This window comes from Desulfatiglans anilini DSM 4660, assembly GCF_000422285.1.
Lineage (GTDB): Bacteria > Desulfobacterota > DSM-4660 > Desulfatiglandales > Desulfatiglandaceae > Desulfatiglans > Desulfatiglans anilini.
Window position 1 is genome coordinate 274278 of sequence record NZ_AULM01000001.1, and the last position, 12379, is coordinate 286656.

Annotated in this window: 8 protein-coding genes; 6 read left to right on the plus strand and 2 right to left on the minus strand. The window is 58.4% G+C overall.

Annotated features, from left to right (window positions below; translation table 11 throughout):
* Positions 1–178: 178 nt before the first annotated feature.
* Positions 179–1819: a nickel-dependent hydrogenase large subunit gene (locus tag H567_RS0101320; RefSeq protein ID WP_028320012.1), complete on the minus strand. Its 1641-nt coding sequence runs from the start codon at positions 1817–1819 to the stop codon at positions 179–181.
* Positions 1820–2301: 482 nt separating this feature from the next.
* The gene (locus tag H567_RS0101330) at positions 2302–3249 is read right to left on the minus strand and encodes a hydrogenase small subunit (protein WP_028320014.1); all 948 of its coding nucleotides are present in this window, start codon (positions 3247–3249) and stop codon (positions 2302–2304) included.
* Positions 3250–4205: 956 nt separating this feature from the next.
* Between H567_RS0101330 and H567_RS22420 the strand changes: the two genes are divergently transcribed.
* The 6 genes from H567_RS22420 (at position 4206) to H567_RS22425 (ending at position 12316) form a co-directional block, all read left to right on the plus strand.
* Positions 4206–5465 carry an ABC transporter substrate-binding protein gene (locus H567_RS22420; protein WP_051184368.1) on the plus strand — a complete coding sequence of 420 codons (1260 nt, stop codon included), beginning with the start codon at positions 4206–4208 and terminating at the stop codon, positions 5463–5465.
* Positions 5462–7480, plus strand: a complete 2019-nt coding sequence (locus H567_RS0101345) for an ATP-binding protein (protein ID WP_208598304.1) — start codon at positions 5462–5464, stop codon at positions 7478–7480. The genes H567_RS22420 and H567_RS0101345 overlap by 4 nt, the downstream gene beginning before the upstream one ends.
* A gap of 10 nt (positions 7481–7490) precedes the next feature.
* The gene (locus H567_RS29755; protein ID WP_279614959.1) at positions 7491–7622 is read left to right on the plus strand and encodes a hypothetical protein; all 132 of its coding nucleotides are present in this window, start codon (positions 7491–7493) and stop codon (positions 7620–7622) included.
* Positions 7622–10606, plus strand: a complete 2985-nt coding sequence (locus tag H567_RS0101355; protein WP_051184369.1) for an MMPL family transporter — start codon at positions 7622–7624, stop codon at positions 10604–10606. Before H567_RS29755 ends, H567_RS0101355 begins: the two co-directional genes overlap by 1 nt.
* A gap of 4 nt (positions 10607–10610) precedes the next feature.
* The gene (locus H567_RS0101360; RefSeq protein WP_028320018.1) at positions 10611–11351 is read left to right on the plus strand and encodes a response regulator; all 741 of its coding nucleotides are present in this window, start codon (positions 10611–10613) and stop codon (positions 11349–11351) included.
* A gap of 158 nt (positions 11352–11509) precedes the next feature.
* Positions 11510–12316 carry a glycosyltransferase family 2 protein gene (locus H567_RS22425; protein ID WP_051184370.1) on the plus strand — a complete coding sequence of 269 codons (807 nt, stop codon included), beginning with the start codon at positions 11510–11512 and terminating at the stop codon, positions 12314–12316.
* Positions 12317–12379: the final 63 nt, after the last annotated feature.

The window sequence follows — 12379 nt, forward strand, 5'->3', positions numbered from 1 at the left end:
AGGCGCGCCCTTCGGAATCTGAACGCGGCGCCGGCTGGTCAGGGTTGGCGCAGGTTTGCACCCCAAGCCGGGGAAAGGCATACACCCTGCAGCCGGGCTCCGCGGTTGACTGCCAGCTTCCAATGGCGGAAACCGGCAGTCAAGAGGGTATTGTAGCGACCGTCGGAAGCCGAAGCAATCACAGCACATGGATTTTGTAGACTTCGTTTGATCGGGGGTCGATCATGTGCACAGCGCAGGCGATGCAGGGATCGAACGAATGCACGGTTCTCAAAACCTCCACGGGCCGTTTGGGATCGGCGACCGGTGTCCCGATCAACGCTTGTTCGACCGGTCCGAGCTTTCCATTGCTGCAGCGGGGCCCGAGATTCCAGGTGGATGGGACGACATATTGATAATTCTTTATTTTTTTGTCCTCGATTTCTATCCAGTGTCCCAGGGAGCCGCGCGGAACATCGTTGAGGCCGCAACCCGTCGCCTTGTCGGGCATGGTCCACGCCTGGTAGATGGTGTCCTGGCCCGCTTTCAGATTTTCCACCAGTTTCATGACCCAGCCCTCCATGGCGTCGCCTACCAGCACGGTTTCGAGGGCCCGCGCCGCAGTCCTGCCAAGAGTGGAAAAAAGGGCTGTGACGGGGACCCCCAATCGGGCAAGGGTGTCGTCAACTAGCTTCCGGGCGCTGTCCTTTCCCCTGGCGTATGCCACGAGCATCCTCGCCAGAGGGCCGACCTCGCATGGCTCGCCTTCATAACGCGGTGCCTTGATCCACGAGTAGCGGTTGTCGGGGTCGTAGTCGCCATGCTGGGGGGCGGTCTGTCCTTTATATGGATGCTGATCGGTATTCCCCTCGTACCAGGAGTGGGAGATGTGTTCCGTGACCTTTTCCTGCTCCGCCGGTCTGACGGCGGCGATATCACGGTTCATGATGACGCCCCGAGGCATGAATAGGCTCTCGGGTTCTTTTTCGCCTTCGGGAAAGTCGCCCCAGGCGAGGAAGTTGGAAGTGCCTCCCAGCGCAGCCCAATCTTTGTAAAAGGACCCGATCGCGAGGATGTCGGAAAGATAAACATTCCTGACGAAGGTTTGCGTCTCCTTCCAGAGATAGAGGAATTCGGCAATCCGATCTGGAGTGAGGTCCATGGCGCAGGTGATTCCACCGACCACCAGGGACTGCAGATGCGGGTTCTTGGCACCGAAGATCGCGTGCATTTGGGCGGCCTTGGCTTGCAGGCGCAAGGCCTCGAGGTAATGAGAGACCGCCATCAGGTTGGCTTCCGGTGGGAGGGCGTAGGCCGAATGCCCCCAATAGGCATTGTTGAATGGCCCCAACTGGCCGCTCTCCACAAAGGTCTTGATGCGCTCCTGGACTTGTTTGAAATAGGCAGTCCCCCCCCATCGTGCCTGGCTCACGTTTTCAGCGAGGGCAGCGGTTTTTTGCGGGTCGGCTTTCAATGCACTCAGTATGTCGACCCAATCCAGGGCATGGAGATGATAGAAGTGAATGATGTGGTCGTGCTGGTACTGGGTTCCATGGAGAAGATTCCGGAGGATGCGTGCGTTTTCAGGGACCTCGACACCTACGGCCGCTTCGATCGCCCGGATGGAGGCGAGATAGTGCACATAGGTGCAGACGCCGCAGGATCGCTGTGTAAAAAGAGGGGCATCCCGCGGGTCCCTTCCCTTGAGGATCATCTCGATGCCTCTAAACATCTGCCCGGAACTCCAGGCATTGACGACCTTCCCGTCAGCGATTTCCACTTCGATCCGCAGGTGGCCTTCAATCCGGGTGACAGGATCGATGGTGATTCGTTTGGCCATGGCGACTCCTTTCAAGATAAGGGCGGTTGAACGCGGGAGATATTCCGTGAACTTCGAGTGTTCAAGCGGCAGCCGGCCCCGCTCGAGTATCTGCTTCTAAACAGTTTCCGTCCGGAAATGGTCTTTTTGTCCAATCTCGGCGTCAATCTGCACGTTTGCTCGTGCGGCGACCTCCAGGTCGCCTCCGCGCAAAGGCTGGATTTGCTCAACTTTGGCCAAACCGGGACCCGCCGCGAAGCGGTGGGACGGAGCACCCGAAGGGTGTGAAGAAACCGGGCCTCCCCGAAGGGGCGGGACTAGGCACGCGTAACGTGTGAAGAAAAACCCTCATTTCCGGCCTGGAAACGACCTCGTTTTCAAAGGTTGATTTCCGGATGATCTAAATGACCGCTTCTGTGGTCATGACGATTTTCACGCCTGAACCAAAGTCTCTGGTTATTTCACCCATTCCTGAGGCGTGTCCGGAAACCCCGCGCGAGACATTAAAGCGGTTCGAAGAAGGGGCCCTTTTCGTCCCAGAATCCGGGCTCGCTGCAACCGATACAGGGATGGCCGGCCTCCACCGGCCAGCTGGTGCCGGCATTGAACTTTGCAGTCGGGCAGTTGTTGTACGTATCCGGCCCTTTGCAGCCCATCTTGTAGAGGCAGTAACCCATCTTGGCTTCCGGGGATCCGAATGATTCCACGTACTCGTCGTTTTCGTAATGAGAGCGCCTGGGACACTGATCATGGATGGTGCGACCGTAGGCGAAAAGCGGACGCCCCTTTTCGTCCAGGTCCGGAAGCTGGCCGAGCAGGAGGTAGTTGACTACGGTTCCGACGAAATTGACAGGGTTCGGCGGGCAGCCAGGGATGTTGAGGGTCTTGATGCCCAAGGCGTCGCCGACACCCTTGTATCCGCCGGGATTCGGGGCGGCCGCCTGGATGCCGCCGAAGCTGGAGCAGGTCCCGATGCAAATAACGGAGGCGGCTTTGCGGCAGACATCGTTTGCGATTTCGAGGAAGGTCCTGCCAGCGATCTTTCCGTAGGCCCCATTGTGGGCGGTGGCCACAGCGCCTTCCACCACGCAGAGAAATTGCCCCTCATACTTTTTGACGGCGGCCTGCAGGTTGTCTTCGGCCTGATGACCGGCTGCAGCCATGATCGTTTCATGGTACTCCATGGAAAGGATCTCCATGAGCAGATCGTCGATCCAAGGATATTGTGATCTCAGAACCGCCTCCGAGCATCCCGTGCACTCGGCCAAGTGGAGCCATACGACGGGTGGCCTCTGCTTCGGGGCGGCGAAGACCTCTGCCACCTTCGGCACGAAAGAGGCTGAAAGCCCCATGGTTGCGGTCAGCATCCCGCAGTAGCGCATGAAATCGCGCCGGGAGATCGATCTCGCAGCCAGTCTGTCGTAGAAATCCCGTTTAAGCTGTTGATCCATGATCAGTCACCTCCTGATGAGTAGAATGTTGCATGTCGCGGGGAACTGCATCCGAATCGCGAGACTCCGTAAAAAGCACACAGGGGGGCTGTTTAGAAGGGGGCATTCGAAGATCATTGCCCGGGACGACCAAGACGCCAATCCCCTGGGAAGGGTCTTTTTCCCGGTATCAAAGGGATCAATCCCTTGTGCCGACGGGGCTTGCAGCCTGCTGGACAAGGAACCGCCTGTGGATTGACACCGAGACAGGCAAAATGGCCACTTCTGCACACAAATTCGCTCTGCACGGAGAAGGGGAGGGGCATCGCCTCAGATTTCTCCTCAAAGGGCTTTTTTAGATCTATCAGCAAAATTGGAATCGCTGTGCATGGCTCCTTTGTTCCGTGTAAAAAACCCGATTCAGGAGAATGCTACAGGTAAGACTCAAACCGCCTGGGAGGGCCTGCTGGGGGGGGCTGAAAACGGCCCAGGATGGGAGTCGTTTATGGCGGTTCAATCACTGGATAACACTGTTATCCGAGGCCGAAAAAAAAGTCAAGAGTATCCATCGAAATTTTATTATAATTTGATGCTATGCGCTTTTTATCCCATCGATTCCGCAAATGGCAGATGCCCCGGCCGGGCAGAGAGGACCCCTTCCCACCCCCGGCCTGGAGAAAGGCTTCCGGATGGGCGTGCCCGTTTCGGCAGGTCTGACACGAACGGCTCCAGGGTTGCGAAGAATGCCTGAACGAGGCGCAGCATGAACGGCAGGGGTTGTCTTGGAAACCGGCTCGCGCCGGGCATTTCCCGATGGACATCCAGAGGGGACAGAACCTGGTTTCGGGTGAAGCCCGGGCCGGGTTTGCATGCTCCGGTCAAACGGCAGCGCCCGGACGGCTCCGGGGAGTCTCCGCGCGGCGGATTGCGCCCAGGATTGAAACGCAGTGGGCGTGAGAGGCATTGGAGGGGGCATCATGGCACGGTCGATCAGGTTTTGTCTCAGATGGGCCCTTTTTATGGGGATCTTCATGTTTGCGGCCGGTTGCGATGCACCGTTAGGGGTGGCCGATCGGCCGCCGGCGTCTTACCAGGTCGATGAGACGAGGATCCTCCTGGGTTCTTCGCTGGCCCTGGGAGGTCATGCGGGTTACCTGGGCACCCAGACCCTGCATGGCGCGCTCGCGTATCTCCATCATGTCAACGAGCGTGGCGGTGTGCATGGCCGCCGGATCGAACTGATCGCTTATGACGATGGCTACGATCCGCCGCGCTGCGTCGCCAACACCCAGAAGCTGATTATCGAGGACCGGGTTTTCGCGCTTTTCTGTTATGTCGGTACGCCTACGACGGTCAAAATCGTGCCTCTGGTTGAAAAGGCGCGGATCCCTCTTGTGGGCATGTTTACGGGGGCTTATGCGCTGCGTGAACCGGTGAACCGTTACCTCTTCAATGTGAGGGCTTCCTACTACCAGGAGACGGCCGCCGCCGTGAAGCATCTGGTCGGCGATCTGGGCATTCGGCGTATCGCCGTGTTCTATCAGTACGACGCCTATGGTTTCGACGGCCTCAAAGGAACGGAACTGGCCCTGCGGGCATACGGGTTGACGCCCGTTGCCCGGGGATCCTATATCCGGGGGACTCTCGACGTGGAAGAGGGGCTTGCAAGGATCAAGGAGAGCGCCGCCGAGGCGGTCGTGATGATCGGCACCTACGAGCCCTGCGCCCGGTTCGTCCGGGAGGCGAGAGCAGATGAATTCAACCCCCTCTTCTACAACGTCTCGTTTGTCGGCGCCGATGAACTTGCCCGGCGGCTTGGCCCGGATGGGGACGGGGTGATAGTCAGCCAGGTCGTTCCGCCGCCTGAATCGGTCGAGATGCAGGCCCTTCTTCCGGGTGTCGCAGAATATGTGCGGTGTCTCGCCCGATTTTTCCCGGAAGACAAGCCGAATTTCGTCAGTTTGGAGGGTTACATCAACGCGAGGGTCCTGGTCGAGGGCCTGGAGCGGGCGGGCAGGGATGTCGACCGGGAGTCTTTCATCGATGCGGTCGAGACGATCAGGGATTGGGATATTGGGATCGCGAACACCATATCTTTCAGCCCGACGGACCACCAAGCGCTCGAAGAGGTCTACTTCACCCGTATCGAGGACGAGTCCTTTCACCTGATTTCGGACTGGCAGGTTGCCGGGTCGGCGAACCCCCCTTCCGTGAAGAGGCATTCAGCGGAAGAATGATGGAGCGATTCGAAAATATCAGCCTCAAGAACAAGATCCTCTATTCGATTCTTGCCATCATCTTGATGATGAGTTTTGGCAGCGCCCTGGTGACGCGGACGGTCCTGGTATCGAGCATGACCGAAGAACTCCGGCAGAGAGGCGTCGCTATTGCACGGGGTGTCGCCGATACGGGCCGGAGCTTTATTCTGACGGAAGATTATCCCAACCTCATCAGCCTTCTTTTCGATGCGGCCAGGCTCGAAGAGCGCAGGCAGTTGATCGCCTACATCTTCATCCTCGATGACGGGCATAACGTCATCGCCCACAATTTCATCCGTCCCTTTCCGGAAGGTCTTGCCGGTGCGAATGTCGTGAAGGCCGGCGAGAATTACAGCATACGCCTCCTGAATCTGGAGGGGATGAGCGCCTATGACATCGGAGTCCCGATCCTCGAGGGCATCTACGAGATCGGTGCAGTTCATGTGGGTCTGGACAAAAATTACATAGATGGTGTCATCGCCAATCTGCGGATGACCTATCTCGGGATTCTTTCTTCCATCGTGGTGATTTTTTTCCTGGTCAGCCGGTGGCTCTCCAAGTACATCACACGCCCGATCTGGGAGTTGACACAACTGGCGGACGAAATCAGCCGGGGAAATCTCGATGTCAAGTCGCACCTGGGAAGCCGTCCGCGATGCTGGGAGCAACTTCGATGCCGGGAATACAGCTGTCCGGCCCATCACAATATCGAGGTCCCCTGCTGGTATGTCGACGGGACCGAATTCATGGAGAAGGCGGCCTCCAAATTCCCCGAAAAGCTTCAGGTGTGTTATGACTGTGTCGTCTACAAGCGGCGGGCTCGCGACGAGGTCAAGCAGTTGGCCGATTCGCTGATGAACATGACCTTCCGGCTCAAGGCCTCGCAGGAGCGGCTGCAGGAATCCGAGGAGAAATACCGCTCCCTTTTCACGAGCGGCCCCAACCCGATCTTCGTGCTCGACCGGGAAACCCTGGATATACTGGACGCCAACCCCAGCGCCGAGGAAGTCTATGGATACGGGCGCCATGAACTGATCGGGCGCTCGTTTGCCGCCCTGGCCTGCCGCAGGGATGGACAGCCGGAAATCGAACATTTCCGGCCCGATGCCGAGGGTCATGTGAAACGGTCCTACTCGAAGGTCTGCCATTTCAGAAAGGGCGGAGATCCTTTTTTTGTCAATATTCATGCCGTACCATCCAAGGTCCAGGATCGGGACGTGATGATTGCCGCTGTCACCGATATTACGGAGATGCTCGAAAAGGATGCGCAGCTCATTCAGGCCAGCAAGATGAGCACGCTGGGGGAAATGTCCGCCGGCATCGCGCACGAATTGAACCAGCCGCTGAACGCGATCAAGATGGGAAGCGAATTCCTCCAGATGATGCTCGAGAAAGGGGAAACCGTTCCGAAGCAGGATCTCGACTGCGTTGCGAAGGAGGTGAGTGAGCAGGTCGATCGTGCGACGGGCATCATCAAGCGCCTCAGAGAATTCGGCCGCAAGGCGGATTTCGCCCGCGAAATGATCGATATCAACCTGCCGATCCGTAATGTCTACGAAATGATCGAAAGGCAGCTGAGCATCCAGAACATCGAGATGGAGCTGGATCTGGCGGAAACCCTTCCGCTGATCTACGGCCACGTCAATCGGTTGGAGCAGGTCATCTTTAACCTGATCGCCAATGCACGGGATGCCATCAATCAGAAGCGGGAGTCGACCGGCTTTTCCGGGGAGAGGAAGATCCGGGTCCGCTCATTTCTGGATCAGGGGCAGGCCGCCGTAAGCATTTCCGATACCGGGAGCGGCATTCCGGAGGCGCTGCGCCGGCGGATTTTCGACGCCTTCTTCACGACCAAGCGAATGGGCCAGGGGATGGGGCTCGGCCTCTCTATTTCTCAGGGGATCGTCAATGACTACGGCGGGGAGATTTCCTTCGAGAGTGAGGAAGGCGTCGGAACGACCTTTACCTTGACCTTTCCTCCCGCCAAGGATTGACCTGGCCCCCATGAGCATTGATATGCGGGAAACCATGTGGAAGGCGCTCGCTGACGCAATGCTGGTGCATCAGTCGGAGCGCGGAGGCGCGGCGGGGGTCTTCCGCCCGCCCGGCTGCCGGAAAGGGGATTCGATCCGGTGATGATCGCCTCCTATTACAAATCCGCATTGAAGCAGCAGTGGATCCGGCTGATTCTAGACCATCCCCGCTGGACGATCGGCTTCCTCCTGATGCTGACCCTCTTCTTCATCTGGCATATTCCCCATCTTCGGTTCCAGTCCTCCCTGTATGATCTGGCGGTCGAAGACCTGCCGGAGACCCGCCGGTATGAGACATTCAAGAAGATCTTCGGGACGGAAGAGGTGATTCTCGTCGTGGCCCGGACGAAAGGGGTGTTCGAGACCGGTGCCTTCAAAGCAATCGAAAAACTGGCGGATCGCCTGGGGGAGATCGAGGGGGTTCGCAGGGTGATCAGTCTGCCCGGCATCAAACGGGATGTGGAGCTTTTCGGCATCAAGAGCCTGAGGGAGTTCGAGCAGATCCTTCAACCGGTCGAACTGATCTGGAAGAGCCTCCTTTCCGAAAACCGAAAAAACACCTCCGTCATGCTGCTGCTCGACGACTCCGAAGACCGGCGGGCGGTCGTGAACGCAGTGCAGAAGGAAATAGAGCGGGTACGGGAAGGGATCGATCTGTATCAGATTGGAATGCCGGTTGTTTCGGAGGCCCTTTCCCGTTTTACGGAAAGAGATTTTCTGCATCTGCCTCCCTTGACATTCGGTGTGATTGCGGTGTTGCTGTTTCTGTTTTTCAGAGACCTTCGGGGGATGTTGATCCCGCTCGGCATGGTGTTGATGGTGCTGATCTGGGTGTTCGGCCTGATGGGCATGACGGGCGAACCCCTGACCATGCTGACCATGATCGTGCCCGTTTTTCTGATTGCCGTCGGAACGGCCTACTGTATGCATGTCTGGTCCATGTACCTCGAGGAACTCGAGGACGCGGTCTCGAACAGACAGGCGGTGATCCAATCCTTTTCGCGCAGCGCGCTGCCGATGGTCCTGGTGGTGGCCACCACCATCATCGGCCTGGGTTCGCTTTTCGTCAGCCGGATCGAGGGGATCCGGTCCTTCGCGCTTTTCTCATGCCTGGGAATGGTTTGCCTCCTGGTCGTGATCTTGACCTTTCTCCCCGCGCTCCTGACGGCGCTGCCGACACCGCGGAGCCGTCTATCATCGATCTCACGACCCCACGCATGCGTTGCCCGATTCCTCGAGGCGATTGTCCGGATCGATGTCGCGCATCAGAGGATGACCCTCCCCCTCCTGGCGGTGGTCATCCTCCTGGCGTTCTGGGGGATGACGCGCATCCGCGTCGAGACGAACCCTGTCGCCTATTTCAGGGAGCAAAGTGAAATCAGCCGGCATTTCCATGACGCGCACCGGGATATGACCGGCTCCTTCCCTGTGAATGTAGTGGTGGAGGGAGAGGGGGAGGGCTATTTCGAAGACCCGGCCCATTTGAGAAAGGTCGAAGAGATCCAGGACTATCTGCAAACGCTCGAGGGTGTCGACAAGACCCTGTCCTTCCTGGACTATCTCAAACTGGTCCGCTATGCCCTCAATCGGTTCGATCCGAATCACTATGCCCTGCCGGAAGAGGCCTTCGAGGTCCGGATGCTGGTGAACAGCTACCAGACGATCCTCGGGACCGACATGCTGCGCACCTATATGGACGAGGATCTTTCCAGAACCGGCATTCTCCTGCTGACCCGCCTTTCCAGTTCTGCGGAGTTCCTGCGGATGAAATCTAGGATTGAAGCACACTGCAATTCGGTTCTGGGAGGGTCCCCCCGCGTCGATGCCACGGGCTTCGGCATGGTCATATCCGCCAGCAGCGAATGGGTGACGCGGGGGCAGGTGAGCAGCCTCTGGATCACCGTCGCTGCGGTGTTTGCATTAATGCTGGTGTTGTTCGTTTCGCTCAGAGTAGGCGTCGTCGCGATTCTGGCCAATTTTTTCCCGATCATCGTGAATTTCGGTCTAATGGGATGGCTGGGGATCAAGTTGTCCATGGTGACGAGCCTGATAGCCGGGATAGCCATCGGGCTGGCGGTGGATGACACCATTCATTACCTCGTCGGGTTCAGCCGCGAGCTCAAAAAGGACCTGAACAAGCAGCGCGCCTTGACCGATACCCTCTTGCGTGTCGGCCGCCCGATGGTTTATACCACACTCACGATCGGCTCGGGCTTTGCAGTCCTGCTGTTTTCCCATTTCGAACCGACGGCCGTCTTCGGCCTGATGATGGCCGTCACCCTGCTCGCGGCCCTGGTGGGGGATCTCGTTTTGCTGCCATCCTTGATGCTGCATGTCGATCTGGTGACGGTGTGGGATTTATTGAAGCTGATGCGGCCGCTCGGGGGGGTGGCGGGCGGAGTGGCTCACGAATTGAACCAGCCGTTGAATGCCATCAAGATGGGCAGCGAATATCTCAAGATGACGCTCGATCGCGGGGAGGAGATTTCCCGGGAGCAGCTCAGGCAGATTGTTCAGGAGATCGACGAACAGGTCGACCGGGCAAGCGGGACGATCAAGCGCCTATGCAGGTTCGACCAGAAGGCGGATGTCGACTGCGAGGAGGTGGACCTGAATGCCGCTGCTCAGGAGGTGCTGGCGATCCTCGGGCATCAGCTGGCGCTCGAAAACATCCGGCTCGAGCTGAATTTCGAGCCGGATCTGCCCCCTGTCCTCGCCAACGTGAACCGGATCGGGCAGGTCGTCTTCAATCTTCTGAACAACGCCCGGGAAGCGATCCTGCGCAAACGGAGGGCCGGAGGCGAGACGGCGGAAGACCATATCGGTGTGCGCACCTTCAGGGCGGGCAAGCGGGCGGTGGGGTTGGAGATATCGGACACCGGCCCGGGTATTCCCGAGGAACGCCTGAGCAGAGTCTTCGAACCTTTCTATACAACGAAAAAGGGTGGCGAGGGATTGGGGCTAGGGCTTTCCATCGTCTATGGTATAGTCAAGGCCTATGGGGGCCGTGTCCGAATACGGAGCGAGGAAGGCCGGGGAAGCGCTTTCAGGATTCTGTTCCCGGTGCCGGGGGAGGAAAGGGGATAAACCGATGGACCGTAAACCGAAGATCCTTGTCATCGACGACGAGAACGCGAATCTGACCATGTTTCGCCTCTTTCTCTCGGCATACGGCTATGAGGTCCTCCTGGCCGAAAACGGCACCGGGGGGTTGGCGCTTTTCGAGAAAGAAAGGCCCCGGATCGTTTTTACCGACATCAAGATGCCCGGTATCGACGGATTCGAGGTCCTGCAGCGGATCAAGGCGGCCGACCCGGGGACCCAGGTGATCGTGATTACAGGCCACGGTGACATGGATCTGGCGCTCCAGGCGCTCGATCTCGATGCCACGGATTTCATCAACAAACCGATCAGCCGCTCAGCCCTCGATTCGGCTCTGGACAGGGCGGAAAAGCGGCTGAAGCGTGTGGAGGAGCCTTCCGGTTCTGTATCTTCGTTTCGAAAAGAGGGGGGGGTCACTATCTTCGAGATTGTCGGACGGCTGGATGGAAAAACGGGGGCCGAGCTCCTGCAGGACTGGCGGGTAGCCAAAGAGGAGGCGGGCGGGGTGCTCATCCATTTTGCGGCTACGGCCGGTATGAACAGCGCAGGAATCGCCGTCCTGATTCAACTGCTTTCAGATGCTGCAAAAAGCGGCCGGAAAGCGGTCTTGACAGGGGTAACCGAAAATCTCCGGGAGATCCTGACGATGGTGGGGATTACCCGCCTCGCGCCTGTTTTTGAACAAGAGCAAGAAGGGCTGCTGCATCTGAAGAAATCTGTTTGCAGGTGATTGCGCCCCTGAGAGCTGGATGAGGTCCGGGGACCAGCTCCCGTCATCCGGCGCAGATGAAGCGAGGAGAAAGGTATTTCCAGGGCGGATGCGTGCGTCATCGGCATCCGCCGGCATCGGTCATGTGGATGACCTGACGCGATGGAAGGAGTTTTTTGATGGGGCTTTCCGCCTGTGTGATCTGCTACAACGAAGAAGAGAATATCGGCCGCTGCCTGGAAAGCGTCTCTTGGGTGGATGAACTGGTGGTGGTGGATTCTTTGAGCCGGGATGACACCGTGCGGATTGCGCGCTCCTTTACGGGGAAGGTTTACGAAAGGCCTTGGGAGGGCTATGTCAGGCAGAAGAATTTCGCCGTGTCGCAGGCCACGCAGAACTGGATTCTGAGCCTCGATGCAGACGAGCAGGTTTCGAAGGCTTTGCGCGAAGAGATCCTCGCCGTGATGGCGCACCCGGAGGCGAAGAACGGCTACAGGATGCCCCGCTGCTCTTTTTATCAAGGTCGTTGGATCAGGCACAGCGGCTTTTATCCCGATCACCAGACACGGCTCTTCCGCTGCGGCAAGGGCCGGTTCGTCGGCGGCCGAGTGCATGAGCGGCTGGAGATCGAGGGGCCGGTCGGACGGTTGACGCAAGACCTTCTGCACTACCCGTATCATGGGGGACTGACGGGGCAGATCGACACGGTCAACCGGTTTTCTTCCCTTCTGGCAGCGGATCTCTATGGCCAAGGCAAGCGCTATGGAGGGCATTTGCTCCTGCTGAGGCCCGTGTTCAAGTTTCTCGAGGTCTTCGCCCTCAAACGGGGATTCCTGGACGGCACGGCGGGGCTCATCATCGCGGCGACATCGGCCTACGCCCTTTTTGCCCGTTATGTCAAACTGCGCGAGATGGAATCCGCTTCCTCCTGGAAGGCGGGGGTTGCCGGAAAAGAGGCCCCCAAGGGGTCGGGAGACGGGCGGTGAGGGCGCAGGAGATATCCCCCTCAGAAGCTCCCATCCATCGGCCTTCCGGTTGCCGCCCCAACG